This window comes from Pseudomonas sp. Irchel s3a12, assembly GCF_900187485.1.
GTDB classification, from domain to species: Bacteria; Pseudomonadota; Gammaproteobacteria; order Pseudomonadales; family Pseudomonadaceae; genus Aquipseudomonas; species Aquipseudomonas neuropathica.
Genome location: NZ_FYDN01000007.1, coordinates 115,262 through 140,597, shown reverse-complemented (window position 1 = coordinate 140,597; position 25,336 = coordinate 115,262). Strand labels below are relative to the sequence as shown.

Genomic DNA, 25,336 nt, shown 5'->3' with positions numbered 1-25,336 from the left:
CGGCTCGACAAGCCTTTAACCCATAAAATGGGCGGTTATCGAACGGCCGGTTCCAGATTTCGCTTTGCCGTCAATGTCTTCTAGAATCAGCAAAATTTCTTTGGACGTCCCCATGGCCGGCAGTCAAATCGAACGGGTTTTCAGCGTGCTGGAAAGCCTCACCAGTGATCCGCGCGGGCTGCCGATGCAGACGCTCGCCGAGCAGCTGGATATCCCCAAGAGTGCAACACACCGCTTGCTCGCCGAGCTGATTCGGTTGGGCTACGTACGGCAGAATGCGGAAACGTTGCGCTATCACTTGTCGACCAAACTGGTCGCTATGGGCTTTCAATACCTGTCGAGCTGCGGTGCCGATATCGTCCAGCCAGTACTCGACCGACTGGCGCAGGAAACCGGCGAACTGGTGCGTTTGGGCGTGATCGATGGCGAGCGCCAGACCTGGATTGCCAAGGCACAAGGCGCGCGCACCGGTCTGCGTTATGACCCGGACATGGGCCGCGATGCGCCGCTGTTCTACACCGCCTCCGGGCATGCGTGGCTGGCGTGCATGAGCGACGCCGAGGCGCTGTCACTGGTCGAGCGGCAGGCGGCGGAGGTGCCGGTGGGGATCGGGCCGAATGCGCCGCGTTCAAATATCGAGTTGCTGGAACGGCTGCGTCTGGCTCGTGAGCAGGGTTATGCCTGGGTTGAGGAGAGTTCGGCCGTGGGGACTTCGGCGATTGCGGCGGTGGTGAGGCATCCAACGGATGGTCGGGTGATCGGTGTACTGAGTATTGCCGGGCCAAGTGCGCGGATGCCGGGGGCGCGGTTGCATGAGCTGGCGCCGCTGTTGCTGACCTTCACCGAAGAATTATCAGCAGCCAGCCTGGCCTCAGAACTGTTTATCTAATCCGAGTTCACACAGACCCCCTGTAGGAGTGAGCCTGCTCGCGATAGCGGTATGTCAGCCAACGTTAACGGCGACTGACACTCCGCTATCGCGAGCAGGCTCACTCCTACAGGGGATTTTTGTTGTTCACGAAGTTGTGCGGTGTTCGCACGGTTTCAGGATGGATGGGTGTTTGATTGTGGAACTCGGTTCTAAATTGTTGCTGGAGTGATATTCCAACAACAATTACAAAAGGACCGCACCTTGAATTCGCCCCTTCGAATTGCCCTGATCGGCGCCGGCAACATGGGCCAGCAACATTATCGGCATCTACAAACCCTCAACGAAGCAACGCTGTGCGCGGTGGCGGATCCTGGGCCGCAAGCAGCAGGGCTTGCGGCCGAATGGGGCGTAAGGCATTTCGCTGATCATCGTCAGATGCTGGAGCAAATCCGGCCAGACGCGGTGATCGTCGCCAATCCGAATAATCAACACGTCAGCACGGCGCTCGATTGTCTGGCGGCGGGTGTGCCGGTGTTGCTGGAAAAACCGGTCGGCGTGCACCTGGATGAAGTGCGCGAACTGGTTGCGGCGGTCAAAAGCAGCGGCGTGCCGGTACTGGTCGGCCATCATCGGCGCCACAACCCGCTGATCGTGCGGGCCCATGAATTGGTGCAGAGCGGGGCACTCGGGCGTCTGACCACGGTCACTGCGTTGTTCCAGTTGCGCAAACCCGACAGCTATTTCGAGATCCCGTGGCGCCGCGAACCGGGCGCCGGAATGTTGCTGACCAACCTGATCCACGACCTCGACCTGCTACGGCATCTGTGCGGTGAAGTGCGTTCGGTGCAAGCGATCACCGACAACGCCGTGCGCGGTTTCGCCAACGAAGACAGTGCGGCGGTGTTGCTGCAATTCGAAGGCGGCACATTGGGCACATTGAGCGGTTCCGACGCGGTCGCCGCGCCGTGGAGTTGGGAGCTGGATTCCGGCGAGAACCCAGTGTATCCGCGTCAGGCCGATCAGCCCTGTTATCTGCTGGCCGGGACTACCGGAGCGTTGAGCATTCCGCAGCTCAAGCGTTGGCACTATGGCGCTGAGCAGGTCGACGCCGGTTGGCATGAGCCCTTGTTGATGGTCGAAGAATCCTCCGGCGGTGACGACGCTTTACGCTTGCAGTTACAGCATTTCGTCCGCGTGGCGCGGCGTGAAGTCGAGCCGCTGGTGAGTGCGGCCGACGCTGCGCGCACTTTGGCGCTGATCGAAGCCATACGCGAGGCCGCGGCCACCGGCCGTGCCTGCCCCCCTGCACTGATTGAGGCTTGAACATGAACGAACGAATCCTGTCTCTGGCCAGCCTCACCGTGCTGGAGTTGTCGCCACCGCAAATGGTCGAAGTGGCGGCACGTGCTGGTTACAGCCATGTCGGTCTGCGCCTGGAACCGGCGACGCCCGAGGAGCATCATTTCCCTTTGGTCGCCGATGCTGAATTGCGCCGTCAGACTTTGCAGCGGCTGCGCGACACCCGCATCCGCGTGCTCGACGTGGAAATCCTGCGATTGAAGCCGCAAACCGTCGTCGCCGATTTCGAGAAACTTCTTACGGTCGGTGCGGAATTTGGCGCTACCGAATTGCTGGTCGCCGGTAACGATCCTGACGAGCAGCGGCTCACCGATAACTTTGCGGCGCTTTGCGATCTGGCCGCGCCTTACGGGCTGCACCCGCATCTGGAGTTCATGCCCTGGACTGATGCGCGCAACCTCGAACAAGCGCTACGAATTGTCGAAAACGCTGATCGGGAAAACGCTGCGGTGCTGGTCGATGCGTTCCACTTTGATCGTTCGGCGTCACGCTTGGAGGATCTGGCTGAAGTGTCAGTGTCGCGTCTGCGTTATGCGCAATTATGTGATGTAGCGGGGCCGAGGCCGTCAGACATGGCCGAGATCTTGCGTCAGGCGCGCAACGAGCGGCGGTTTCCCGGCGAGGGTGATTGCGATCTGCTCGGGTTGCTGCGAGCGCTGCCGACTAATATTCCACTGAGTCTGGAAATTCCCACGGTAAAACTGCTGGAGCAGGGCGTGAGCGGATTGGAGCGAGCGCAGATGGCGATCGACAGGACGCGGGAATTGTTGGCGCGACTGTGAGTCTTTTTTGTGGCGAGGGAGCTTGCTCCCAGTGGACTGCGTAGCCGTCCCCAATCGGCGACCGCCGCGCGATCTCCTTCGCCACCGTATTGTTGTTCAAACAGGGATAACCAATGACTGTCAGCACCCCGCTCTCCGGTGTCAACCAACCCTTCAAGGGGATCTTGCTGATTGTCGTGGCAACCTTCCTGTTCTCCAGTCACGACGCATTGTCGAAATACCTGTCCGGTTTTTATCCGATCGTGATGGTGGTCTGGGCGCGCTATCTGGTGCACACACTGCTGATGGCAGGGATTTTTCTGCCGCAATCCGGGTTGCGTGTGCTGCGCACCAAGAAGCCGCTATGGCAATTGGTTCGGGCACTGTGCCTGCTCGGCACCAGCCTGTTCTTCACCACCGCGTTGTTGTACATCCCATTGGCGGAAGCCACGGCGGTCAACTTTCTTGCGCCAGTATTGGTGACCGCATTGTCGGTGCCGCTGCTCAAGGAGCGAGTGACCCGAGGTCAATGGATCGCGGTGATCTGCGGCTTTATCGGCGTGCTGATCATCGTCCACCCCGGCGGTGAGTTGTTTACTCCGGCGGTGTTGCTGCCGTTCTGCTCGGCGCTGTTTTTCTGCTTTTATCAACTGCTGACCCGCAAGCTCGCCGAGGTGGACAGCCCGACCACCAGCAACTTCTTTGCCGGGTTATGCAACACGCTGGTGATGAGTGCACTAGTGCCGTTCTTCTGGCAGGTGCCGACGTTGACCCATGCCGGGTTGATGCTGGCGCTGGGCAGTTGCGGGATGACCGCGCATTTGTTTCTGACCCAGGCGTTCCGCCATGCCGCTCCAGCACTGCTGGCGCCGTTCGGTTATTGCCAGATTGTGTTTGCCGGGTTGTTGGGCTGGCTGCTGTTCAATCACACGCCGAGTCTGCTGACGATCATTGGCATCGCGGTGATCTGTTGCAGCGGACTGGCGGCAGCGTGGCAGCAGAGCCGCCGTTGAGGGATACGCAAACCCCTGTGTAGGAGCTGACGAGTGAAACGAGGCTGCGATCTTTTGATCTTCAACATCAAGATCAAAAGATCGCAGCGTGCCGCAGCTCCTACAAGGAAGCCGGGTGTTGGCAGATTACTCGGTGACGGTAGGAATCTTGCGCGGTGCCATGAAGTACATCCACGTCAGCGCAATGAAGTACATCGCCGGAATCAGGGTGAACAACACGGTGTAGTTGTTGTTGGTCACGGTGAGGATGTGGCCGACGATCTGGGTCATGAACATCCCGCCGATCGCTGCGCACATACCACCGAAACCGAACACGGTGCTCATCATGTGCTTGGGCGTGTAGTCCATTACCAGGCTCCAGATGTTTGCTGTCCACGCCTGGTGCGCACCGATTGCCAGAGAAATCGCGGCCACCGCCACCCACAGGTTGGCTGAGCCGGCGGCCATGATCACGCCGATGATGCAGCAAGCAAACAGGAACATCGACAGCAGCCGCGCTTTGATCGAGTTCATCCCGCGACCGATCAGGAACGAAGACAGAATGCCGCCACCGACGCTACCGAAGTCGGCCGTGACGTAGATGATGATCAGCGGAATACCCATTTGGGTCACGTTGATGCCCAGATTGTATTGCTGATTGAGGAACGGTGGCAGCCAGTACAGATAGAACCAGAACACCGGTGCGGTCAGCGAGTAGGCGAGGGCGAAGGCCCAGGTGCCGCGCATCCGCAGGATTTTCGAGAACGGCACGCGGGCCTGTTCCGGTTCGACTTCCTGCTGGATGTAGTCCAGCTCGGACTGTTTCACGCTCGGGTGATCTTCCGGGTTGAAGTATTTCAAGCCCCAGAACAACAGCCAGATCCCGCCCAGCGCCGCCATGCACAGGAACGCCGCTTGCCAGCCCCAGACGTGCAGGACCAGTGGCAGCAGCATCGGCGTGAACATCGCACCGACGTTGGTGCCGGCGTTGAAGATGCCGGTGGCGACCGCACGTTCGCCGGCCGGGAACCACAGGCGCGTGGTTTTCACACAGGCCGGGTAGTTCGCCGCTTCAGTCAGGCCGAGAATAAACCGGCAGACCATAAAGCCAACGGCTGACGTTGCCAGACCGTGGGCACCGGTGGCCAGGCTCCACAGCAGCACGGCGCAGAAGAACACGCGCTTGACGCCGACCCGGTCGATCAAGCGTCCTTGCAGGACGAAACCGATCGCGTAGCCGACCTGAAACCAGAAGTTGATGTTGGCGTAATCCATCGCCGTCCAGCTCATTTCCTTGGCGAGGATGGGCTGCATGACGCCGAGGGCGGCGCGGTCGATGTAGTTCAGGGTCGTGGCGAAAAACACCAGCGCCAGCATGCCCCAACGGGTCTTGCCGACAGCCATGGCGCCGCGGATCTTGTCGCCGATGCCACCCGTGGCAGTGCTCATGGCCGGAGCCATGCGGGAAGTCTGTGAAGGAATCATGTGTTCCACCCGTTTTTGGATTTGTTATTTGGTGTGCTTGTTACTTGCACGCTGCGACCGGTGGTTCAGATCCGGACTCAATGTGCAGTCGATGTTGGGCAGTGGACGAAAAATCGTCAATTCGCCAAACCGCCATTGTGTTCGATAATCGCACGCAAAACTAACCGGGTAGTACACTTTAAATTGCTGCCACGTTCGATGCAGCCAATAATTTCCCCCACTATAAAAATCATCCTGTGTAGGAGCTGCCGAAGGCTGAGATCTTTTGATTTTGCTTTTCAGCAATAAAGATCAAACGATCGCAGCCTTCGGCAGCTCCTACAGTAAAGATAAAGCGGCGCAGTCCGGGAGTTGAAACATGCAGCGTTCCATTGCCACCGTTTCCTTGAGCGGCACCCTGCCGGAAAAACTCGAAGCCATCGCCGCCGCCGGGTTCGACGGGGTGGAGATTTTCGAAAACGACCTCCTGTACTACGACGGCAGCCCGCGGGAAATTAAACAGATGTGCGCCGATCTCGGCATCGCCATCACTCTGTTTCAGCCGTTCCGCGATTTCGAAGGCTGCCGCCGTGATCGCCTGGCGCGCAACCTTGAGCGCGCCGAACGCAAGTTCGACCTCATGCAGGAACTGGGCACCGATCTGGTGTTGGTCTGCAGTAACGCCTCGGCCGACAGCGTCGGCGATCAGCAAATTCTAGTCGATGATCTGCGCCTGCTGGCCGAGCATGCCGGCGCGCGCGGCTTGCGCATTGGTTACGAAGCGCTGGCGTGGGGCCGTCACGTGAATACTTATCAACAGGTCTGGGACATCGTGCGTCAGGCCGATCACCCGAGCCTCGGCGTGTTGCTCGACAGCTTCCATACGCTGTCGTTGAAGGGCGATCCCCGCGCCATTGCCGACATTCCCGGCGACAAGATTTTCTTTGTGCAAATGGCCGACGCGCCGATCCTGGCCATGGATGTGCTGGAGTGGAGCCGGCATTTCCGTTGCTTCCCGGGACAGGGCGAATTCGATCTGCCGGGTTTCCTCGCGCCGATCATCCAGAGCGGTTACGCCGGGCCGCTGTCGCTGGAAATTTTCAACGATGGCTTCCGCGCCGCGCCGCCACGGGCCAATGCCGCCGATGGTTTACGTTCACTGCTGTATCTGGAAGAGAAGACCCGCCAGCGTCTCGAGCAGGAAGCGACGCCTGTCGCCAATCGCGAAATCCTTTTCGAAACACCGAAGGCCAGCGAGTACAACGGCATCGAATTTCTTGAGTTCGCCGTTGATGAAAGCCTCGGCGCCAAGCTGTCGAACTGGCTGGAACGCTTGGGGTTCGTCAAGGCCGGGCAGCATCGTTCCAAGAGTGTGAGCCTGCTGCGTCAGGGCGACATCAATCTGATCCTCAACTCCGAACCGTATTCCTTTGCCCACAGCTTCTTCGAGGCTCACGGCCCGTCGCTGTGTGCCACGGCTGTGCGGGTCAAGGACAGCGCCAGTGCATTGGCACGCGCCGTCGCTTACAAAGGTCAGCCCTATCGTGGACTGGTCGGCCCCAACGAACTGGAACTGGCGGCGGTGCGCGCGCCGGACGGCAGCCTGATTTATCTGGTGGATGAGCAGGCCGACGTTTATGGCACCGACTTCAATCTGCTGGCAGATGCTCCCGCCCGTGGCGGTCTCAAACGCATCGACCACATGGCCATGGCGTTGCCGGCCGACAGCCTCGACAGTTGGGTGCTGTTCTACAAGAGCCTGCTGGATTTCGAGGCGGACGATGAAGTGGTGCTGCCTGATCCGTATGGTCTGGTGAAGAGCCGCGCCTTGCGTAGCCGCGACAGTTCGATCCGCTTGCCGCTGAACATCTCCGAGAACCGCAACACCGCCATCTCCCACGCGCTGTCGAGTTATCGCGGCTCCGGTGTGCACCACATCGCCTTCGATTGTGACGACATCTTCGCCGAAGTCAGTCGCGCCAAAGAAGCCGGCGTGCCGCTGCTGGATATTCCGCTCAACTATTACGACGACCTTGCCGCGCGCTTCGATTTTGACGACGAGTTTCTCAGTGAACTGGCGTATTACAACGTTCTGTACGACCGTGATGCGCAGGGCGGTGAGCTGTTCCACGTCTACACCGAACCGTTTGAAGGGCGCTTCTTCTTCGAGATCATCCAGCGTAAGAACGGCTATGCCGGGTATGGCGCGGCGAACGTCGCGGTGCGTCTGGCGGCAATGGCCAAATCACGCAGTGGCGCCGTGCGCCAGGCGAAGTTGTAGGAAATTCGTAAACGCGGGATTAAACACGGGCCGCGCGGCTTCCTTCACTGTGCTGCGCAGCCCATAATCGCCGCCTGTGCAGTGATGGCCGTGAGCCCGCAATGACGATGAATACAGAACTTTCCGCAGCTCCTGAAGTTTCCACTGTAGAGCCGCGCAAGAGTCGCAAGAACAACCCGGAAAAGACCCGCGAGAACATCTTGCAGGAGGCGATCGTCGAGTTCGTCCAGCAAGGCTTGTCCGGTGCTCGCGTCGATGCGATCGCCGAGCGAATCCACACCTCCAAACGCATGATCTATTACTACTTCGGCAGTAAGGAGCAGTTGTACGTCGAGGTGCTGGAAAAGCTTTACGGTGACATCCGCAGCACCGAAAACCGTCTGCACCTGGCCGAGCTGGCGCCGGTAGAGGCGATTCGGCGTCTGGTGGAATTCACCTTCGATCACCACGACCGCAACGTCGATTTCGTGCGCATCGTCAGCATCGAAAACATCCATAACGCCGAATACGTGAAGCGTTCCGATGCGATCAAGGCGATGAACAACACCATCCTCGATTCACTCGGCGAGATTCTGCGTCGTGGTGCTGCTGAAGGTGTTTTCCGTGTGGGGCTGGATGCGCTGGATGTGCATTTGCTGATCAGTTCTTTCTGCTTCTATCGCGTGTCGAACCGGCACACGTTTGGCGAGATCTTTCAGATCGATCTGCCGGATGAAAGCATCAAGCAGCGGCATCGCGAGATGATTTGCGAATCGGTGTTGCGTTACCTGCAGGCCTGACACATTCCCCTGTGGGAGCGAGCCTGCTCGCGAAAGCGGTGTGTCAGTCAACAGATGTATTGGCTGGCCGTACGCCTTCGCGAGCGGGCTCGCTCCCACAGGGGGAAAGAATTCAGCCATTCATGCTTTGAAAATGCGCGAGCATCCGCTGCGCATCCGGCACCACGCCGCTAAACAATTCAAACGCCTTCACCGCCTGAAACACCGCCATGTTGCCCCCATCCAGCGTCCGACAACCCAGCGCGCGGGCGTTGCGCAGCAGTTCGGTTTCCAGCGGGAAATACACAATCTCCGCCACCCACAATTCCTTGCGCAGCAACTCGACCGGCACCGGCATGCCCGGTAGTTTGGCCATGCCCATTGGCGTGGTATTCACCAGCCCGTCGGCCTGATTCAGCGTACTCGGTAGATCTTGCCCGGCCACGGCGCGACCCGAGCCGAAATGCTGATTGAGATTGTTCGCCAGACTCTCGGCGCGCTCACGGTCGACATCGAAAATGCTCAGTTGCCGTACGCCTTCGCTCAACAATGCGTGGGCCACTGCTGCGCCTGCGCCACCGGCGCCCATCTGGACTACGCGCTCGCGGGCAGCGTCCTTCAGCCCCCGGCGAAAGCCCTCAGCGAAACCGAGACAGTCGGTGTTATGGCCAACACGCTTGCCGTCCTTCAGTACCACCGTGTTCACCGCGCCGATGCCTTCGGCTTCCGGCGACAACTCATCGAGCAGCGGGATGATCGCCTGCTTGCACGGGAAGGTGATGTTCAATCCGGTGTAGTTCATCCGCTCGGCCGCCAGCAGCAGGTCGGGCAGGGCGGTGCTGTCCATTTTCAGTTGATCGAGATCGATCAGTCGGTACAGATAACGCAGGCCTTGGGCATCACCCTCGTGCTCATGCAGCGCGGGTGTGCGCGAGGCCTGAATGCCGGCGCCGATCAGCCCGGCGAGTATCACGTTAGAGCGAGACATGCGAGTTACCCCTTCAGCCGCTGGCTGAAATGTTCCAGTGCCAGTCGATAGCCGTGACTGCCAAAACCGGCCATTACCGCTGTGGCAATCGCCGAGACAAACGAGTGATGACGGAACGGCTCGCGGGCGTGGACGTTGGACAGGTGCACTTCGATCACCGGTAATTCACTGGCCACCAGCGCATCGCGAATCGCCACCGAAGTGTGCGTCCACGCGGCCGGATTGATCACGATCCCGGCGCAACGGCCACGGGCAGCGTGAATCCAGTCGAGCAGTTCGCCTTCGTGATTGGTCTGGCGAAACTCCACGGCCAGGCCGAATTCTTCGGCAGCGCGACCGCACAGAGCCGAGATGTCCGCAAGGGTTTCGTGACCGTAAGTCGCCGGCTCACGAGTGCCGAGCAGGTTCAGGTTCGGGCCATTGAGCACCAGAACGATAGGGGGCATGAGGGGTAACTCCACTTATTGTTTTTGGCTTTGGCCGAGGATTTCAGCCTGTGGAGATAAAATGTACTAGATGGTTACCATGGTCAATTGAACAAAAATGGACGTGGCGTTTTATGTTCGGTGATCGCACAGAAGCAATATTGATCGAGATATGACGACAGCTTTGCTTACGTTTTTTACCGGAGATTGACCGACTCATGACCCGTTCCGACGCTAGCCTCAAAAGCGGTGAAACGTCATGTGCTTGATCACCAGTCGTCGGATTTGAAAGGAATCTCAAATCCTGAAACTTTTTAACCTAACGGATGGGTTAGCATGAAGGTGTGCAGCTACAAAGGATTGTCGATTGTCATCATGCTGCGAGATGAACATTGCCCACCACACGTTCACGTGAATGCGGGCAGTTGGAGTGCCCGATTACAGTTCAGTTTCTGGCACAACGATATTGAGCTTTGGGACGTCGTGCCGCTTTCTCGTCGACCACCCTTGGCCGTGGTGGAAGGCTTGTGTCGATCCCTTGAGCAGCCTGCTCATCTGCGACGAGCACGCGGGATCTGGTGGTCGAAATTGCAAACTGTCTGTCTCGACAATCAATTGTGGGACAGCCATTCAAACGAAGTGTTGGGGATGAAACTCGTCACTGACACGACATACAGAGTGGGATCGGCGCGTTATCTGCCAGACGAGGGCAAAACTCTTCTGACATTGATAGACGCATTGGAAGGAGTGGAAATCGATTTATGAAGGTCATCAAAGCCAAGCCATCCGCACGTCGTCCCCTCACGGAGGAGATGATCGACGTCGCCATCGAGCAAGGGCAAGCACGCCGGACGAATAGCTTGCAGGCTGTCTCCGTAACCTTTGAGAAACCATCCCTGATCATCCGTTTTGAAGACGGCAGCGGTGTGTTGCTACCGGTGGATCGTTATCCAGAGTTCGACGGATTCAACGCAGCGGACTATGAAAGCCTGACAGTCGGCTTCGCGGGCACTGCGCTTTGTCACGAGGGTAAAGACCTCGACGTTTCCATTTCTGGGATGATTTCGGCGAGCCCATCACTATTGGCCATGGCCGCTTCTGCCGTTGCTTCGCGCAACGGCCGTCAGAGCAGCGCGGCAAAGTCTGCAGCCGCGCGGGCGAATGGCAAAAAGGGCGGGCGTCCGCGTAAGGTCGATCCCGCTTAGTGAGCGCCCACAAAAAAGCCGTCAATCACGACGGCTTTTTCGTATCTGCTGTCCCGTAATCAACGCCGGGTCAGCAACACACCCGATTCCATGTGATGCGTCCACGGGAACTGGTCAAACAACGCGCACTGGGTAATACGGTGCGTGTCGTGCAACTGGGCGATGTTGGCCGCCAGGGTTTCCGGGTTGCAGGAGATGTACAGGATGTTGTCGAAACGTCGGGTCAGCTCGCAGGTGTCCGGGTCCATGCCGGCGCGCGGCGGGTCGACGAAGACGCTGCCGAACTCGTAGCTCTTCAGGTTGATGCCTTGCAGGCGACGGAACGGGCGCACTTCGTTGAGCGCTTCGGTCAGTTCTTCGGCAGACAAACGCACCAGAGTGACGTTATCCACAGCGTTTTCGCTGAGGTTGCTCAATGCCGCGTTGACCGAGGTTTTGCTGATTTCGGTAGCCAGCACTTTGCGCACGCGAGTCGCGAGCGGCAGGGTGAAGTTGCCGTTACCGCAATACAGCTCCAGCAAGTCGTCAGTGCGGTCACCGAGTGCTTCGTACGCCCAGTTGAGCATCTTCTGGTTCACCGTGCCGTTCGGCTGGGTGAACGCGCCTTCCGGCTGGCGATAGCTGAAGGTGCGACCGCCGACGTCGAGTTTCTCGACCACGTAATCGAGGCCAAGCACTTCGCGTTTACCCTTCGAGCGACCAATAATGCTGACGCCGAGATCCGCCGCCAACTTCGTCGCCGCTGTATGCCAGTGTTCGTCCAGCGGGCGGTGATAGCACAGGGTGATCATCGCATCGCCAGACAGTGTGGTCAGAAACTCCACTTGAAACAGCTTGTGGCTCAGCGCCGAACTGACCTGCCAGGCAGCCTTTAATTGCGGCATCAACTGGTTGATGCGCAGGCTGGCAATCGGGAACGCTTCGATCAGGATCGGCGTGCGTTTGTCGTCCTGCGAGAACATCGCGTAATGCCGCTCGCCGCCCTCGCGCCACAGGCGGAATTCGGCGCGCAGACGGAAGTTCTGCAGCGGCGAGTCGAACACGGTCGGCTCGGGGGCATCGAACGGCGCCAGCAGATCACGCAAACGCGTGACCTTGGCTTCAAGTTGCTCGGCGTAAGCCTGGGAATCGAATGTCATGCGTTGAACCAACCCAACTTGATCACAAACAGAATCGACAGAATCACCAGCGCCGGGTTCAGCTCACGAGCGCGGCCCGACAGCAACTTGATCACGGTCCAGGCGATGAAGCCGAACGCGATGCCGTTGGCGATCGAGTAAGTGAACGGCATGGCTAGCGCTGTCACCACGACCGGCGCGGCGACGGTGATGTCGTCCCAGTCTATTTCCGCCAGACCGGAAGTCATCAATACGGCGACGAACAGCAGTGCCGGCGCGGTGGCGAAGGCCGGAACGCTGGCCGCCAGTGGCGAGAAGAACAGTGCCAGCAGGAACAGAATCGCCACGACGATGGCGGTGAGACCGGTACGCCCGCCCGCACTCACGCCGGCAGCAGATTCGATGTAACTGGTGGTGGTCGACGTACCCAGCAACGAACCGGCCATGGCCGCGGTGCTGTCGGCGATCAGTGCGCGGCCCATTTTCGGCATGTGGCCGTCCTTGCCCATCAGGCCGGCGCGCTTGGCGACGCCGATCAGGGTGCCGGAGTTGTCGAAGAGGTCGACGAACAGGAACGCGAAAATCACGCTGACCAGACCGATGTCCAGTGCGCCTTTGATGTCCAGTTGCATGAAGGTCGGCGCCAGCGAAGGTGGCATCGAGGTCACGCCGTTGAACGGGGTGACGCCCATGGCGATGGAAATGATGGTCACTGCCAGAATGCCGATCAGTACTGCACCGCGCACTTTCAGCGCTTCGAGGGCAACGATCAGGGCAAAGCCGAGGGTGGCGAGGATCGGTGCCGGGGCTTTCAAGTCACCGAGGCCGACCATGGTCGCCGGGTTGCTGACCACGATGCCAGCGTTGTGCAGGGCGATCAGTGCCAGGAACAGGCCGATACCGGCAGCAATCGCCGAGCGCAGTGGCAGCGGGATGCTGTTGATGATCCATTCACGGATACGGAAGATCGACAACAGGAAGAAGCACACGGCCGAGATGAACACCGCACCCAGCGCCACTTGCCAGGTGTGGCCCATGTGCAGGACGACGGTGTAGGTGAAGAAGGCGTTCAGACCCATGCCCGGCGCAAGGGCGATCGGGTAGTTGGCGATCAGGCCCATGATCGTCGAACCGATCGCAGCCGCCAGACAGGTGGCGACAAACACCGCACCCTTGTCCATGCCGGTCTCGCCGAGAATGCTCGGATTGACGAACAGAATGTAGGCCATGGCCAAGAAAGTCGTGATGCCCGCCAGAATCTCGGTGCGCACGTTGGTGTTGTGTGCCTTGAGTTGAAACAGCCTTTCCAGCATGTCTGCTCCCCGTGGCGCGCGTGGCGCCGTGAATGTATCGACCTCAACAGCAAAGCACAGACCATCGCAAGCGCCTGGAAAATTGTGGTGGGCCGGAAAAAGCCGCGCATCATACCAGCAGCGTGAGGAATATGGCGGTTGTTGGTGTCGATCGTCGGCGAAGTTTTGCCTTGAAGCCAACTGCGCCATACTGCGCGCTGATTTTTTCGGGACGGGAAGCGCATGAGCAGGTGCTGGATGAAGGGTTCGGGTTTGATTGCAGCACTGATGGCCGTGACGCCGTTAGCGTTGGCGGCCTCGGCGGAGCCGTTGACCCAAGTGAAAGTGATCAAGGTGCAATCGCCGGCCTGTGGCCTGGAAGACATTGGTGATGGGCAGACACAGACCCAATGCAATCACAACGGGCCGAGCATCAAAGTCTATGTACTGGAAGTCGGATACGGCCAGAGCCAGCCGCATGCCACGCTGGATGGTTTCGAAGTGAACGGCACCCGAGCGCCGGTATGTGCCTTTGATAATGGCAACCTGACCGAGTGCAGTCCGGGCCGTAGCACCGTCGGTTCTCTTTATACCTTCGATCTGGCGGGCAAACAGGAAGGTACCTTCACCTTCAGCAACACCTCGATCAACGCGCCACGCAATACGATGTCGACCCAGCTTTACATCAAGTAACGGCTGTTGCAGCGCGATCCGGGTGAAGCTGACTACGCTTAAAGTATCACCCAGCGGATAGCGCCCATGACCTTTAGAGCCCTGATTACCCTCGCCGAGGGCATCGATGATCTGCAAAGCGTGACCCTGATCGACGTGCTGCGCCGCGCCGGCATCGAAGTGGTCGCCGCCAGTATTGAAGGACGACGCATGCTGACCTGCGCGCGTGGTACACGCCTGACCGCCGATGGCATGCTGGTCGATGTGCTGGCGCAAACCTTCGACCTGATCGTACTGCCCGGCGGTGTTGTCGGTTCACAACATCTGGCCGCACATCAACCGCTGCAACAACTGCTCAAGGATCAAGCCAGCGCCGGACGCCTGTTCGCCGCCATCGCCGAATCCCCGGCCGTCGCCCTGCAAACCTTTGGAGTGCTGCGTCAACGACGCATGACCTGTTTGCCCAGCGCCAGCCATCAACTCTCGGGCTGTACGTTTGTTGATCAACCGGTGGTGGTCGACGGCAATTGCATCACCGCGCAAGGTTCCAGCGCTGCGCTGGAGTTTGCCTTGACGCTGGTCGAGCAACTCGGCGGCAAGGCCTTGCGGGTGAAAGTGGCGGGGGAGTTGTAGTGGCTGGAGGTGTCAGGCGTGGGCAGCGATCAGTTCGATAACCGGTTGCTCCCGATGCTCCGCTTGCCACAGATCGTAGTCGGTTTGTACGCCTAGCCACACACGCGCCTTGCCAATGCCGGCACGCTCAAGACGCACAGCCAGATCCGGACTGATTGGCGCATGTCCGTGTAATACACGGGAAAGATGTGGGCGCGCGAAGCCTAAGTGTCGGGCCAATTCGGTCACGCTGATGCCAAGCTCGGGCAAAACATCCATCAGCAGTGTTTCGCCGGGGTGTGGCGGTTTGTGCATGGGCATGAATCTGCCTCTTGGTAGTCCAGATAATCGACCAGTTCGATATCCGAACCGACAAAACGAAAGATCACTCGCCAGTTGCCTGAAACGCTCAGCGACCAGTACTCCGTCAGTTCACCTTTCAATCGATGCAGGCGCCAACCCGCAAGGTCCAGATCTGCGGGAAGCGTAGCGCGATCCATGAACTGCAGCATGCGCGACAGCCGTTTTGCGTGGTCGGCACGAATCCCGCGAGTCGAACCTGTTTCATAGAAGCCTCGAAGGCCTTTGTGCTGAAAGGATTTGATCATGGGCTCGAGTGTAAGGCGATACATTACACTCGGTGCGGTAACTATGTACCGCACCTTTTCAGTTATTTTGTGTTTTGGAGGTTGTCAGACCTTCACCTCTTCCACCGGCACATGCATCCGGTCCCGGTTCGCCAGCGTCGGAAACAACTTGATCCATGTCCCCGTCACCACCAGCGTACCGATCCCGCCCATCACCACCGCCGGCACGGTGCCGAACCAGTGGGCGGTGACGCCGGATTCGAATTCGCCCAACTGATTGGAAGCGCCGATAAACAGCCCGTTCACCGCGCTGACCCGGCCGCGCATTTCGTCGGGGGTTTCCAATTGTACGAAAGAGGCGCGGATGACCATGCTGATCATGTCCGCCGCGCCGAGTACCACCAGCACCGCCAGCGAGAACCAGAACGAGGTCGACAGGCCGAAGGCGATGGTGGCAACGCCGAATACGCCGACCGCCGTGAACATTATCCGGCCAACGTTGCGTTCTACGGCAAATCGGGCGAGGAACAGCGACATCCCCAGTGCGCCGACCGCCGGTGCCGAACGTAGCAGGCCGAGGCCCCATGGCCCGGTCAGCAGGATGTCCTTGGCGAATACCGGCAACAACGCCGTGGCGCCGCCGAGGAGTACCGCAAACAAATCCAGCGAAATCGCCCCGAGAATGTCCGGGCGGCTGCGAATGAAGCGAATCCCCGCCAGCAACGAATCCAGCGTGGCTTTGCCTTTGTTCAGTGGTGTTTGCCGCGCGGGCAGGTTGAGCATCAAGGTGCAGGCAATGACATACAGCAGCACGGTCGGGCCATACACCCAGACGCTGCCGAACGCGTAGAGCAAGCCGCCCAGCGCCGGGGCGACGATGGTTGCCGACTGTTGCGCCGATTGTGCCGCTGCCACCGCCCGTGGGAACAGTGCGCTGGGCACAATACTCGGCAGCAGTGCCTGGGTGGTCGGCATCTCGAACGAACGCGCCGCGCCGAGCAGGAAGGCGAGGATGAAGATCATCTCGCGGGTGACGTGATCGGTGGCGCTGCCGATGGCCAGCGCCAGGGCGATCAATGCCTGCAACGACTGACAGATCGCCGCGACTTTGCGTCGGTCATAGCGGTCGGCGACATGCCCGGTGTGCAACATGAACAGCACACGCGGGGCGAATTCGACCAGGCCGACCAGACCCAGATCGAGGACGTTGCCGGTCAATTGGTAGAGGTTCCAGCCAATTGCCACAGTGAGCATCTGAAAGCCGCTGGCGGTGAAGATCCGCGCGAACCAGAAAGCGAGAAACGGACGATGGTGACGTAACAGCAGGGGCGCTTGGCTGGGCATCTGAAGGCAGGTCTGGCTCGAGGGGAATCGCGAGGTTATCACCAGTCTGTAACAGGAAGTTGCTATGACAAAAAATTTAGTTAGGCAGACATCGATTTCCTCAAGCTCGCCGCAAGAAATCCATTGCAGAGCATCGCCGCGCCGATGAGGCAACTTGTCACGCGGCAAACGACCACGCAGTTCTTCGTCGGAAATGGGACTACTCTTTCAACGTTGCTTGATCCAGATCAAGACCCTCCTGGGCGATGCTCTGGTGGCGCGTTGACCAGACTCCCTGCGTTGCGATGGTTGTTTAAAAAGAACGAATCAGAATTCGCCGCACTCCATATCCGTGGGGGCAGTAGGCGCAGGGGCCACAAGCCCGGACGCCGGTATTACCTGACAGAGGAAGACTTATGTTCGGTTTAGAGGCACTCGATCTCGCCCGAATTCAGTTCGCGTTCACCATCTCGTTCCACATCCTGTTCCCGGCCATCACCATCGGCCTGGCGAGTTACCTCGCGGTGCTCGAAGGCTTGTGGCTAAAAACCCGTAATGACACCTACCGTGATCTCTACCATTTCTGGTCGAAGATCTTTGCCGTCAACTTCGGCATGGGCGTGGTCTCGGGGCTCGTCATGGCCTACCAGTTCGGCACCAACTGGAGTCGCTTCTCGGACTTCGCCGGCGCCGTCACCGGGCCGTTGCTGACCTATGAAGTGCTCACGGCATTCTTCCTTGAGGCCGGTTTCCTCGGGGTGATGCTGTTTGGCTGGAATAAGGTCGGACGTGGGCTGCACTTCTTTTCCACGGTCATGGTGGCCATCGGCACGCTGATTTCGACGTTCTGGATTCTCGCGTCCAATAGCTGGATGCAAACTCCGCAGGGCTTCGAGATCGTCAACGGTCAGGTAATCCCCACCGATTGGCTGGCGATCATCTTCAACCCATCGTTCCCGTATCGCCTGATGCACATGGCCACGGCTGCGTTTGTCGCCACGGCGTTCTTCGTCGGCTCTTCGGCGGCCTGGCACTTGCTGCGCGGCAAGGACAACCCGGCGATCCGCACGATGCTGTCGATGGCGATGTGGATGGCGCTGATCGTCGCGCCGATCCAGGCAGTCATCGGCGACTTCCATGGCCTCAACACCCTCGAACATCAGCCGGCGAAAATCGCCGCGATCGAAGGTCACTGGGAAAACAAAGGCGACGAAGCGACGCCGCTGATCCTGTTCGGCTGGCCGGACATGAAAGAAGAGAAAACCAAATTCGCCGTGGAGATCCCGTACCTCGGCAGTCTGATCCTCACTCACTCGCTGGACAAACAGGTCCCGGCGCTCAAGGAATTCCCGCCGGAAGACCGGCCGAATTCGACCATCGTGTTCTGGTCGTTCCGGATCATGGTCGGCCTTGGTTTCCTGATGATCTTCACCGGTCTGTGGAGCCTGTGGCTGCGTAAGCGCGACACGCTCTACACCTCACGGCCGTTCCTCTATCTGGCCTTGTGGATGGGGCCTTCCGGCCTGATCGCGATTCTCGCTGGCTGGTTCACCACCGAAATCGGCCGTCAGCCGTGGGTGGTCTACGGGCTGATGCGCACGGCGGATGCGTCTTCAAACCACAGCTTCATGCAGATGAGCATCACCCTGATCATGTTTGTGGTGGTGTATTTCGCCCTGTTCGGCGCAGGTCTCGGCTACATGATGCGCCTGGTGCGCAAGGGGCCGAAGATCAGCGAAGGCGCCGAGACGCCGGACGGTGGTCCAGGCAAGCAGCGTACGCCGGCGCGTCCTTTGTCCGCCGCCGACGATTCGGCCGATGCCGATCACGACACCCCCAGCCTGACCAAGGAGATTTGAGCCATGGGTATTGATCTTCCGCTGATCTGGGCCGTGATCATCATCTTCGGCATCATGATGTACGTGGTCATGGACGGCTTCGATCTGGGTATCGGGATTCTTTTCCCGTTCATCCCGGGCAAAGTCGACCGTGACGTGATGATGAACACCGTCGCCCCGGTCTGGGACGGCAACGAAACCTGGCTGGTACTGGGCGGCGCGGCGTTGTTCGGCGCGTTCCCGCTGGCCTATTCGGTAGTGTTGTCGGCGCTGTACCTGCCGCTGATCTTTATGTTGATCGGTTTGATCTTCCGTGGTGTGGCGTTCGAGTTCCGTTTCAAGGCCAAGGACGACAAGCGCCATCTGTGGGACAAGGCGTTTATCGGTGGCTCGGTGGCGGCGACGTTCTTCCAGGGCGTGGCGCTGGGCGCGTTCATCGACGGCTTGCCGGTGGTCAATCGGCAGTTCGCCGGCGGTTCACTGGACTGGCTGACGCCGTTCACAATGTTCTGCGGCGCCGCGCTGGTGGTGGCCTATGCCTTGCTCGGCTGTACCTGGCTGATCATGAAAACCGAAGGCAAGCTCCAGGAACAGATGCATGACTTGGCACGGCCATTGGCTTTCGTACTGCTGGCCGTGATCGGTATTGTCAGTATCTGGACGCCGCTGGCTCATCCGGATATTGCCACCCGCTGGTTCAGCATGCCGAACCTGTTCTGGTTCATGCCGGTGCCGATTCTGGTGTTGGTGACAATGTACGGCCTGATCCGCGCCGTGGCGCGCAATGCCAACTACATGCCGTTCCTGCTGACCCTGGTACTGATCTTCCTCGGCTACAGCGGTCTGGGCATCAGCCTGTGGCCGAATATCGTGCCGCCGTCGATCTCGATCTGGGACGCCGCCGCACCGCCGCAAAGTCAGGGCTTCATGCTGGTGGGTACGCTGTTCATCATTCCGTTCATCCTGGGTTACACCTTCTGGAGCTACTACGTGTTCCGCGGCAAGGTCACCCATGAGGACGGTTATCACTAAGCGAAACCCTTTGGCAGCGAGCCTGCTCGCGATGGCGTCGGCAACGGCGCCATCGATCTGACTGATGAGGATCGAAACAATGACCGGCAAACATTCCCTGCACGACATTGAAGAAGCCGAAAAAAAACCGCTGTGGCAGCGGCTCGGCTGGTTGGCCTTGATCTGGGTCGGTAGCGTCGGCGTGCTGTTTATCGCCGCCAGCCTGATGCGCCTGTTCATGAACGCGGCTGGCCTGACCACGCACTGAATCATCCCCGTCCCGGCGCCTTCGGGTACGGCTTTGCAACCCTCCTCACGGAGGGTTTTTTTTGCCTTGAGGTTTACTTGCGCGCTTTAAGAATGACGAATTTCGGTGTGGCGGCCACTTGCTCGACGCCGCGGAACAGCCGCGCCAGTTTGCTGTGGTAACCCAGATGACGGTTGCCGACGATGTACAGCGCGCCACCCACCACCAACGCTTCACGCGCCTGCTGGAACATGCGCCAGGCGAGGAAATCGCCCACCACCTGCTGCTGATGAAACGGCGGATTGCACAGCACCACATCCAGCGACTGCGCTTCCTGTCCGGCCAGACCGTCGCCGGCTCGCACGATCACTTCGCGATCGCCCAGCGCTGCACGCCAGTTTTCCGTAGCCGATTGCACCGCCATGAACGACTCGTCGACCAGCGTGTAGTGCGCATCAGGGTTTTGCAGGGCACTCGCGATTGCCAGTACACCGTTGCCACAGCCCAGATCGGCGACTCGGGCGCTGCCCAGGTTTTTCGGTAGGTGCGGCAGGAACGCACGCGTGCCGATGTCCAGGCCTTCGCGACAGAACACGTTGGCGTGGTTGAGCAACTCGATCGGTGGCTCGTCGAGGCGATAGCGTGACGGGTAGGGCGAGACGGCCGGGGGTTTTGCTTCAGGCGTGGCGATCAACAAGCGAGCCTTTTTCACCGCCAGTGAGGCTTGCACCGGACCAATGTAGCGTTCAAGCAGATCACCGGCGGCGCGTGGCAGGTGTTTGACCATGGCCGCTGCGACGACTTCAGCGCCGGGCGCGAGTTGCCCCTGCAAGCGGATCAGTTGTTCTTCCAGCAGTGCAAGGGTTTTCGGCACGCGGATCAGCACCCGATCAAACGGTCCGACCAATGGCTCGCTCGCGGGGATCCCGCGAACAGTGTCGAATGCCTGACCATTGCGCAGCAGGTTTTTTTCCAGCCCCTGGAAACCGAGGAATGAGTCACCGCTGCTACTGACCCTGACCTTGCCTGACAAACTGGCAGCCAACGCACCGAAGCTGTCGTTGAGCACCAACACGTGCGTGTCCGCCGCCGGTTGCTGCGCCGCCAAATGGTTAAGCAGGTACTCGTCAGCGGCATCGAAGGCTTGCAGCGGTTCGTTCTGCTGTTCGGGCTGGCGGATCAGGTCGAGTTGGGCAAAGGGCGTATCAAGCAAAGGCATGGGGCGGGAACTCAGGGTAATCAACGGGGTGTTCCACAGCCCTGACATTGTGCTGCGGCACCGACCGAGTGTACTGCAACGCCGAACGTTCACGTCATCACTCAGGAGGGTCGAGAATGGTACGTTTTTTTCTTGGTTATTACCTGCACGTTTTATAGGGGACGCAAGACTGCTTGATTAGATGATGCCGGCTCTGGCGGCCGCGATGACAGCGGAAATCTTGTTGCAGACGTTGAGTTTCTCGATGACGTTCTGCACGTGGTAGTTCACGGTGCGTTCGCTCAGGCTGAGGATTTTCGAAATCTCATAAGCGGTCTTGCCGCCGGCTGATAATTGCAGAACCTCCAGTTCGCGGGGCGACAGGTGCGGTTGGCGGGGCTTGAGAGATTGGGGCGGCAGCGTCCGGGCGAACAGTTCACTCAGGTGACTGGTGGCGAAGAACATATAACCAAAATGTTCATACAACTCCAGAGGACTGATGGGGCAATGCTTGCGCGCCAGGCTGATAATGCTGCACAAACCGCTTTGCTCATGGTGGAACGACTGTGACCAGCCATATTGCAGTCCATATTGCTGCAAACCCTGCCAAAGCTGAGGCTTTTCTGCGAATACCGATTCGCTCCAGACGATGGGCATCATTGAGTGATTACAGTGTGCTATCAGTGGGTCGATTTTACTGTAATGTTTCTGATCATATTGTGCGTTCCATTCTTTGGGGTAGTTGTTGATTTGCAAGGGATCAAGACGTAGTTCCCGATTGGGTGAAGTAACCGAAATGGCACAAAAGTTAAAGCCCAGGTTTTCGGCGAATCTCAACAGAATCGTATAAGCAGCGTCTATATCCCTGGCGAAAGTCAGTTGCTTTAACTGCGACTCCTTCCACGTTTCCATTACAGAATCTCCATTGGTATTACGGGGGGGGGGTGCAAATGGATCCAAAAGATCCGGCACGCAACGGAGTGTAGGACGTTTCATACAAGGGGCATTAAATTTTTTCGATATTGATGGTGGGAATGTTTTTATAAAAGGTTCTTAGCGAATGACGGGTTTAGTATTCAGGTCGTCATCCTAAATTTCAGTTTTACATTTAATTTTATTTGATGAGTTCAGTTGCTATTCATTTAGGTGAAGAGTGGCTGAATGCCATTACTCATCGTCGGTGTTTAAGGCGACCAATATGCGCGACACTGGCAGCAATCGTTCAATGGAGTGCCCCATGACCGCCAGTGCCGAGAAATACACCACGCAGACGTTGCTTGATGTTCAACCCTTGACCCCAAGCCTGTTTACCTTGCGTACCAGCCGGGATGCAGGGTTCCGTTTCCGCGCCGGGCAGTTCGCCAGGCTCGGTGTGACCAAAGCCGATGGCAGCATCGTGTGGCGTGCCTATTCGATGGTGTCGTCGCCTTTTGACGAGTTTCTCGAGTTCTTTTCCATCGTCGTGCCGGGCGGGGAGTTCACCAGTGAGCTGAGTCGGCTGCAGGTCGGCGACACCTTGCTGGTAGATCGCCAGGCTTTCGGCTACCTGACACTGGACCGTTTCGTCGATGGGCGCGATCTATGGCTGTTATCCACAGGCACCGGGGTGGCGCCGTTTCTGTCGATTTTGCAGGACTTCGAAGTCTGGGAAAAATTCGAGCGAATCATTCTGGTGTACAGCGTGCGCGAGGCGCGGGAGTTGGCCTATCAGGCGTTGATTGCCGGACTCACGCAGCGTGAATACCTCAGCGAACATGCGCACAAATTGCAGTTCATCACGACGGTGACGCGTGAAGCGCATCCTGACGCATTGCACGGGCGCATCACTACCCTGATTGAAAATGGTGAACTGGAGCGCGCCGCGGGTGTGGAGCTGTCGGCGGAGCACTCGCGTGTCATGCTGTGCGGCAATCCACAGATGATCGATGACACGCGCGCGCTGCTGAAAAAACGCCACATGAGCCTCAGCCTGACCCGCCGGCCCGGTCAGGTGGCTGTGGAGAATTACTGGTAAACAAACGGCGCCTCGAAGGCGCCGTTGTTTCTATCGTGCACTGCATTCAGGGCCGGGTGTTCTGGGCCTTGAGCAAGTCGCGGATCTCGCCCAGCAACTCTTCTTCCTTGGTCGGAACCGGTGGCAGGGTAGGGGCCACGGCCTCTTCGCGCTTGAGGCGGTTGATCGCTTTGACACCCATGAAAATGGCGAACGCGACGATCACGAAGTCCAGAACGGTCTGCAGGAATTTGCCGTAGGCCAGCACCACTGCAGGCGCATTGCCTTCGGCGGCCTTGAGCGTGACGGCCAGATCACTGAAGTCGACCCCACCGATCAACAGGCCGATTGGCGGCATGATGACGTCACCGACAAACGACGAAACAATCTTGCCGAAGGCAGCACCGATGATGATACCGACGGCCATGTCGACCACATTGCCTTTGACCGCGAAGGCCTTGAACTCGCTTAGCACGCCCATAGTTATTTCCTTGTTACAGATGAGTTTGGTGTACGCAGTGTAAATCAGCAAAACGCGTCCTGCGCGAAACACCTTCTTACAATGCCCGTTTTTATCGACACATCAATCGACGATTAGTTTGCAAAGTGCCAGCAATCGCGCGCGAAATATACTGTAACTCGCTGATCGAAAAGCCAATTTTCTCAATCGTGGCGTTATGTTCTTTCTATTTATGTTCGACGCCGCAGGCCTCTAGCCTTGGGTTGGCGCACCTGGATGCGCCCAAAAAAACCAGAGGATCCTGATATGAACTCCGCACTTGGACTGGGGGCTTTTCCCCGTCGTCGCACCCTCGGCGTACTCACCGCCAGCCTTTTGACCTTCTCCGTAAACGCCGCGCCCCTGACCCGCGATAACGGTGCAGCGGTCGGCGACAATCAGAACTCGCAGACCGCCGGTGCCAATGGCCCGGTGCTGCTGCAGGATGTGCAGTTGATTCAGAAACTGCAGCGCTTTGACCGTGAACGCATTCCCGAGCGTGTGGTTCACGCCCGTGGTACCGGCGCCCATGGCACCTTCACCGTGACCAACGATCTCAGTGACCTGAGCAAGGCCAAGGTGTTCGCCACTGGCCAGAGCACGCCGGTATTCGTGCGCTTCTCCGCGGTGGTGCACGGCAATCACTCGCCGGAAACCCTGCGTGATCCACGAGGTTTCGCCACCAAGTTTTACACGGCTGACGGCAACTGGGACCTGGTCGGCAATAACTTTCCGACCTTTTTCATCCGCGACGCGATCAAGTTTCCCGACATGGTGCACGCGTTCAAACCGGATCCGCGGACTAACCTAGATGACGATTCTCGCCGATTCGACTTCTTCTCTCATGTACCGGAAGCCACCCGTACCCTGACCGAGTTGTATTCGAACTCGGGAACGCCGGCCAGTTATCGAGAAATGGACGGTAATGGTGTTCATGCTTACAAGTTGATTAACGCCAAGGGTGAAGTCCACTACGTCAAGTTTCACTGGAAGAGCTTGCAGGGACTTAATAACCTCACGCCAAAACAAGTCGCGAACGTCCAGGGTCAAGACTACAGTCATATGACCAATGATCTGGTGAGCAACATTAATAAAGGTAACTTCCCAAAATGGGACTTGTACATTCAAGTGCTGAAACCACAAGACTTGTCCAAGTTTGATTTTGATCCATTAGACGCCACCAAGATCTGGCCAGGTATTCCTGAGCGAAAAGTTGGACAAATGGTGTTGAACCGTAATCCGGCGAATGTCTTCCAGGAAACCGAACAAGTGGCCATGGCGCCAGCCAATGTAGTTCCAGGTATCGAACCTTCCGAAGACCGTTTGTTACAAGGCCGAGTGTTCTCTTATGCCGATACGCAAATGTATCGCCTGGGTGCCAATGCCCTGCAATTGCCGATCAATGCGCCGAAAGTTGCCGTGAACAATGGCAACCAGGATGGCGCGATGAACTTCGGCGCCAGCAACAGTGGTGTGAACTATCAGCCAAGCCGACTGCAGCCCCGTGACGAGACGCCAGGCGCGCGTTACAGCCAATCGGCGCTATCGGGCAGCACCCAGCAGGCGAAAATTCAGCGTGAGCAGAACTTCAAGCAGGCCGGCGATCTGTATCGCTCGTTCAGCAAGCAAGAACGCCGGGACCTGATCGACAGCTTCGGCGGCTCGCTGGCAACCACCGATGATGAGAGCAAGCACATCATCCTGTCCTTCCTTTATAAGGCCGATCCGGAATACGGCACTGGCGTCACTGAAGTGGCCAAAGGCGACCTGAGCCGGGTCAAGGCGCTGGCAGCGAAACTGGTCGACTGATACCGATGTAGCGCACGCGGGGCCTGAGTCAGG

General features: G+C 58.6%; 26 protein-coding genes. 15 read left to right on the top strand and 11 right to left on the bottom strand.

What is annotated here, in order from left to right; genetic code table 11:
- Nucleotides 1-112: 112 nt before the first annotated feature.
- The 4 genes from CKW14_RS13720 (at nucleotide 113) to CKW14_RS13705 (ending at nucleotide 4,004) form a co-directional block, all read left to right on the top strand.
- Nucleotides 113-889: an IclR family transcriptional regulator gene (locus tag CKW14_RS13720; protein WP_095048741.1), complete on the top strand. Its 777-nt coding sequence runs from the start codon at nucleotides 113-115 to the stop codon at nucleotides 887-889.
- Nucleotides 890-1,132: 243 nt separating this feature from the next.
- A complete protein-coding gene (locus CKW14_RS13715; protein WP_095048740.1) occupies nucleotides 1,133-2,194 on the top strand; it encodes a Gfo/Idh/MocA family protein in 1,062 nt (353 codons plus the stop codon).
- A gap of 2 nt (nucleotides 2,195-2,196) precedes the next feature.
- Nucleotides 2,197-3,012, top strand: a complete 816-nt coding sequence (locus tag CKW14_RS13710; RefSeq protein WP_095125473.1) for a sugar phosphate isomerase/epimerase — start codon at nucleotides 2,197-2,199, stop codon at nucleotides 3,010-3,012.
- Between the two features lie 113 nt (nucleotides 3,013-3,125).
- Nucleotides 3,126-4,004: a DMT family transporter gene (locus tag CKW14_RS13705; RefSeq protein WP_034153813.1), complete on the top strand. Its 879-nt coding sequence runs from the start codon at nucleotides 3,126-3,128 to the stop codon at nucleotides 4,002-4,004.
- Between the two features lie 126 nt (nucleotides 4,005-4,130).
- On the opposite strand, the gene CKW14_RS13700 is transcribed toward CKW14_RS13705, so the two are convergent.
- The gene (locus tag CKW14_RS13700) at nucleotides 4,131-5,468 is read right to left on the bottom strand and encodes an MFS transporter (protein WP_095125472.1); all 1,338 of its coding nucleotides are present in this window, start codon (nucleotides 5,466-5,468) and stop codon (nucleotides 4,131-4,133) included.
- Between the two features lie 358 nt (nucleotides 5,469-5,826).
- Between CKW14_RS13700 and quiC the strand changes: the two genes are divergently transcribed.
- Both quiC and CKW14_RS13690 read left to right on the top strand, forming a co-directional pair.
- Nucleotides 5,827-7,728, top strand: coding sequence for a 3-dehydroshikimate dehydratase QuiC (gene quiC, locus CKW14_RS13695; RefSeq protein ID WP_095048737.1), 1,902 nt, complete (start codon nucleotides 5,827-5,829; stop codon nucleotides 7,726-7,728).
- Between the two features lie 101 nt (nucleotides 7,729-7,829).
- Complete coding sequence (locus tag CKW14_RS13690) at nucleotides 7,830-8,507, top strand: TetR family transcriptional regulator (protein WP_095048736.1); 678 nt, start codon at nucleotides 7,830-7,832, stop codon at nucleotides 8,505-8,507.
- Between the two features lie 112 nt (nucleotides 8,508-8,619).
- On the opposite strand, the gene CKW14_RS13685 is transcribed toward CKW14_RS13690, so the two are convergent.
- Nucleotides 8,620-9,474: a shikimate dehydrogenase gene (locus tag CKW14_RS13685; RefSeq protein WP_095048735.1), complete on the bottom strand. Its 855-nt coding sequence runs from the start codon at nucleotides 9,472-9,474 to the stop codon at nucleotides 8,620-8,622.
- 5 nt (nucleotides 9,475-9,479) lie between these two features.
- Nucleotides 9,480-9,920 carry a type II 3-dehydroquinate dehydratase gene (aroQ, locus tag CKW14_RS13680; RefSeq protein ID WP_008084592.1) on the bottom strand — a complete coding sequence of 147 codons (441 nt, stop codon included), beginning with the start codon at nucleotides 9,918-9,920 and terminating at the stop codon, nucleotides 9,480-9,482.
- A gap of 315 nt (nucleotides 9,921-10,235) precedes the next feature.
- On the opposite strand from aroQ, the gene CKW14_RS13675 reads away from it, so the two are divergent.
- Nucleotides 10,236-10,664 (top strand): DUF4160 domain-containing protein, encoded by a 429-nt coding sequence (locus CKW14_RS13675; RefSeq protein WP_095125471.1) that lies wholly within the window; start codon nucleotides 10,236-10,238, stop codon nucleotides 10,662-10,664.
- Entirely contained in the window at nucleotides 10,661-11,104 is a 444-nt protein-coding gene (locus tag CKW14_RS13670) for a DUF2442 domain-containing protein (RefSeq protein WP_095125470.1), read from the top strand. The genes CKW14_RS13675 and CKW14_RS13670 overlap by 4 nt, the downstream gene beginning before the upstream one ends.
- Nucleotides 11,105-11,163: 59 nt before the next feature.
- Here the strand turns inward: CKW14_RS13670 and trmA are convergent, their stop codons facing one another.
- Both trmA and CKW14_RS13660 read right to left on the bottom strand, forming a co-directional pair.
- Nucleotides 11,164-12,243 (bottom strand): tRNA (uridine(54)-C5)-methyltransferase TrmA, encoded by a 1,080-nt coding sequence (trmA, locus tag CKW14_RS13665; RefSeq protein WP_095125469.1) that lies wholly within the window; start codon nucleotides 12,241-12,243, stop codon nucleotides 11,164-11,166.
- Nucleotides 12,240-13,535, bottom strand: a complete 1,296-nt coding sequence (locus tag CKW14_RS13660; protein ID WP_095048731.1) for an NCS2 family permease — start codon at nucleotides 13,533-13,535, stop codon at nucleotides 12,240-12,242. Before CKW14_RS13660 ends, trmA begins: the two co-directional genes overlap by 4 nt.
- 222 nt (nucleotides 13,536-13,757) lie before the next feature.
- Here CKW14_RS13660 and CKW14_RS13655 point away from each other — a divergent pair, with 222 nt between their 5' ends.
- A complete protein-coding gene (locus tag CKW14_RS13655; RefSeq protein ID WP_095048730.1) occupies nucleotides 13,758-14,207 on the top strand; it encodes a DUF4879 domain-containing protein in 450 nt (149 codons plus the stop codon).
- A gap of 66 nt (nucleotides 14,208-14,273) precedes the next feature.
- Nucleotides 14,274-14,819 carry a DJ-1 family glyoxalase III gene (locus CKW14_RS13650; RefSeq protein ID WP_095048729.1) on the top strand — a complete coding sequence of 182 codons (546 nt, stop codon included), beginning with the start codon at nucleotides 14,274-14,276 and terminating at the stop codon, nucleotides 14,817-14,819.
- A 12-nt stretch (nucleotides 14,820-14,831) separates the two neighbouring features.
- Here the strand turns inward: CKW14_RS13650 and CKW14_RS13645 are convergent, their stop codons facing one another.
- The 3 genes from CKW14_RS13645 to CKW14_RS13635 all read right to left on the bottom strand — a co-directional run bounded on the left by CKW14_RS13645 (nucleotide 14,832) and on the right by CKW14_RS13635 (nucleotide 16,729).
- Complete coding sequence (locus tag CKW14_RS13645; RefSeq protein WP_095125468.1) at nucleotides 14,832-15,119, bottom strand: HigA family addiction module antitoxin; 288 nt, start codon at nucleotides 15,117-15,119, stop codon at nucleotides 14,832-14,834.
- Nucleotides 15,077-15,406 carry a type II toxin-antitoxin system RelE/ParE family toxin gene (locus CKW14_RS13640; RefSeq protein ID WP_095125467.1) on the bottom strand — a complete coding sequence of 110 codons (330 nt, stop codon included), beginning with the start codon at nucleotides 15,404-15,406 and terminating at the stop codon, nucleotides 15,077-15,079. Before CKW14_RS13640 ends, CKW14_RS13645 begins: the two co-directional genes overlap by 43 nt.
- Nucleotides 15,407-15,490: 84 nt before the next feature.
- Complete coding sequence (locus tag CKW14_RS13635; protein ID WP_095125466.1) at nucleotides 15,491-16,729, bottom strand: MFS transporter; 1,239 nt, start codon at nucleotides 16,727-16,729, stop codon at nucleotides 15,491-15,493.
- Between the two features lie 395 nt (nucleotides 16,730-17,124).
- On the opposite strand from CKW14_RS13635, the gene CKW14_RS13630 reads away from it, so the two are divergent.
- The 3 genes from CKW14_RS13630 (at nucleotide 17,125) to CKW14_RS13620 (ending at nucleotide 19,825) form a co-directional block, all read left to right on the top strand.
- A complete protein-coding gene (locus tag CKW14_RS13630) occupies nucleotides 17,125-18,567 on the top strand; it encodes a cytochrome ubiquinol oxidase subunit I (RefSeq protein ID WP_095048726.1) in 1,443 nt (480 codons plus the stop codon).
- Between the two features lie 3 nt (nucleotides 18,568-18,570).
- Nucleotides 18,571-19,578 (top strand): cytochrome d ubiquinol oxidase subunit II, encoded by a 1,008-nt coding sequence (gene cydB, locus CKW14_RS13625; protein ID WP_007909749.1) that lies wholly within the window; start codon nucleotides 18,571-18,573, stop codon nucleotides 19,576-19,578.
- Nucleotides 19,579-19,657: 79 nt separating this feature from the next.
- The gene (locus tag CKW14_RS13620; protein WP_095048725.1) at nucleotides 19,658-19,825 is read left to right on the top strand and encodes a DUF2474 domain-containing protein; all 168 of its coding nucleotides are present in this window, start codon (nucleotides 19,658-19,660) and stop codon (nucleotides 19,823-19,825) included.
- A gap of 73 nt (nucleotides 19,826-19,898) precedes the next feature.
- On the opposite strand, the gene CKW14_RS13615 is transcribed toward CKW14_RS13620, so the two are convergent.
- Nucleotides 19,899-21,023: a class I SAM-dependent methyltransferase gene (locus CKW14_RS13615; RefSeq protein WP_095125465.1), complete on the bottom strand. Its 1,125-nt coding sequence runs from the start codon at nucleotides 21,021-21,023 to the stop codon at nucleotides 19,899-19,901.
- Nucleotides 21,024-21,200: 177 nt separating this feature from the next.
- A complete protein-coding gene (locus CKW14_RS13610) occupies nucleotides 21,201-21,914 on the bottom strand; it encodes an autoinducer binding domain-containing protein (protein ID WP_095048723.1) in 714 nt (237 codons plus the stop codon).
- Nucleotides 21,915-22,239: 325 nt separating this feature from the next.
- Between CKW14_RS13610 and CKW14_RS13605 the strand changes: the two genes are divergently transcribed.
- Nucleotides 22,240-23,016, top strand: coding sequence for a ferredoxin--NADP reductase (locus tag CKW14_RS13605; protein ID WP_095125464.1), 777 nt, complete (start codon nucleotides 22,240-22,242; stop codon nucleotides 23,014-23,016).
- 46 nt (nucleotides 23,017-23,062) lie between these two features.
- Here the strand turns inward: CKW14_RS13605 and mscL are convergent, their stop codons facing one another.
- Nucleotides 23,063-23,476 (bottom strand): large-conductance mechanosensitive channel protein MscL, encoded by a 414-nt coding sequence (gene mscL, locus CKW14_RS13600; RefSeq protein WP_095048721.1) that lies wholly within the window; start codon nucleotides 23,474-23,476, stop codon nucleotides 23,063-23,065.
- Nucleotides 23,477-23,761: 285 nt separating this feature from the next.
- Here mscL and katB point away from each other — a divergent pair, with 285 nt between their 5' ends.
- Nucleotides 23,762-25,303, top strand: coding sequence for a catalase KatB (gene katB / locus CKW14_RS13595; RefSeq protein WP_095048720.1), 1,542 nt, complete (start codon nucleotides 23,762-23,764; stop codon nucleotides 25,301-25,303).
- The last annotated feature ends 33 nt before the right edge of the window (nucleotides 25,304-25,336 follow it).

What these genes read in the sequence shown, in the direction of transcription:
- CKW14_RS13720 (WP_095048741.1), top strand. Translation starts at nt 113, where the DNA reads ATGGCCGGCAGTCAAATCGAACGGGTTTTCAGCGTGCTGGAAAGCCTC.
- CKW14_RS13710 (WP_095125473.1), top strand. Translation starts at nt 2,197, where the DNA reads ATGAACGAACGAATCCTGTCTCTGGCCAGCCTCACCGTGCTGGAGTTG.
- CKW14_RS13705 (WP_034153813.1), top strand. Translation starts at nt 3,126, where the DNA reads ATGACTGTCAGCACCCCGCTCTCCGGTGTCAACCAACCCTTCAAGGGG.
- CKW14_RS13700 (WP_095125472.1), bottom strand. Translation starts at nt 5,468, where the DNA reads ATGATTCCTTCACAGACTTCCCGCATGGCTCCGGCCATGAGCACTGCC.
- quiC (WP_095048737.1), top strand. Translation starts at nt 5,827, where the DNA reads ATGCAGCGTTCCATTGCCACCGTTTCCTTGAGCGGCACCCTGCCGGAA.
- CKW14_RS13690 (WP_095048736.1), top strand. Translation starts at nt 7,830, where the DNA reads ATGACGATGAATACAGAACTTTCCGCAGCTCCTGAAGTTTCCACTGTA.
- CKW14_RS13685 (WP_095048735.1), bottom strand. Translation starts at nt 9,474, where the DNA reads ATGTCTCGCTCTAACGTGATACTCGCCGGGCTGATCGGCGCCGGCATT.
- aroQ (WP_008084592.1), bottom strand. Translation starts at nt 9,920, where the DNA reads ATGCCCCCTATCGTTCTGGTGCTCAATGGCCCGAACCTGAACCTGCTC.
- CKW14_RS13675 (WP_095125471.1), top strand. Translation starts at nt 10,236, where the DNA reads ATGAAGGTGTGCAGCTACAAAGGATTGTCGATTGTCATCATGCTGCGA.
- CKW14_RS13670 (WP_095125470.1), top strand. Translation starts at nt 10,661, where the DNA reads ATGAAGGTCATCAAAGCCAAGCCATCCGCACGTCGTCCCCTCACGGAG.
- trmA (WP_095125469.1), bottom strand. Translation starts at nt 12,243, where the DNA reads ATGACATTCGATTCCCAGGCTTACGCCGAGCAACTTGAAGCCAAGGTC.
- CKW14_RS13660 (WP_095048731.1), bottom strand. Translation starts at nt 13,535, where the DNA reads ATGCTGGAAAGGCTGTTTCAACTCAAGGCACACAACACCAACGTGCGC.
- CKW14_RS13655 (WP_095048730.1), top strand. Translation starts at nt 13,758, where the DNA reads ATGAGCAGGTGCTGGATGAAGGGTTCGGGTTTGATTGCAGCACTGATG.
- CKW14_RS13650 (WP_095048729.1), top strand. Translation starts at nt 14,274, where the DNA reads ATGACCTTTAGAGCCCTGATTACCCTCGCCGAGGGCATCGATGATCTG.
- CKW14_RS13645 (WP_095125468.1), bottom strand. Translation starts at nt 15,119, where the DNA reads ATGCCCATGCACAAACCGCCACACCCCGGCGAAACACTGCTGATGGAT.
- CKW14_RS13640 (WP_095125467.1), bottom strand. Translation starts at nt 15,406, where the DNA reads ATGATCAAATCCTTTCAGCACAAAGGCCTTCGAGGCTTCTATGAAACA.
- CKW14_RS13635 (WP_095125466.1), bottom strand. Translation starts at nt 16,729, where the DNA reads ATGCCCAGCCAAGCGCCCCTGCTGTTACGTCACCATCGTCCGTTTCTC.
- CKW14_RS13630 (WP_095048726.1), top strand. Translation starts at nt 17,125, where the DNA reads ATGTTCGGTTTAGAGGCACTCGATCTCGCCCGAATTCAGTTCGCGTTC.
- cydB (WP_007909749.1), top strand. Translation starts at nt 18,571, where the DNA reads ATGGGTATTGATCTTCCGCTGATCTGGGCCGTGATCATCATCTTCGGC.
- CKW14_RS13620 (WP_095048725.1), top strand. Translation starts at nt 19,658, where the DNA reads ATGACCGGCAAACATTCCCTGCACGACATTGAAGAAGCCGAAAAAAAA.
- CKW14_RS13615 (WP_095125465.1), bottom strand. Translation starts at nt 21,023, where the DNA reads ATGCCTTTGCTTGATACGCCCTTTGCCCAACTCGACCTGATCCGCCAG.
- CKW14_RS13610 (WP_095048723.1), bottom strand. Translation starts at nt 21,914, where the DNA reads ATGGAAACGTGGAAGGAGTCGCAGTTAAAGCAACTGACTTTCGCCAGG.
- CKW14_RS13605 (WP_095125464.1), top strand. Translation starts at nt 22,240, where the DNA reads ATGACCGCCAGTGCCGAGAAATACACCACGCAGACGTTGCTTGATGTT.
- mscL (WP_095048721.1), bottom strand. Translation starts at nt 23,476, where the DNA reads ATGGGCGTGCTAAGCGAGTTCAAGGCCTTCGCGGTCAAAGGCAATGTG.
- katB (WP_095048720.1), top strand. Translation starts at nt 23,762, where the DNA reads ATGAACTCCGCACTTGGACTGGGGGCTTTTCCCCGTCGTCGCACCCTC.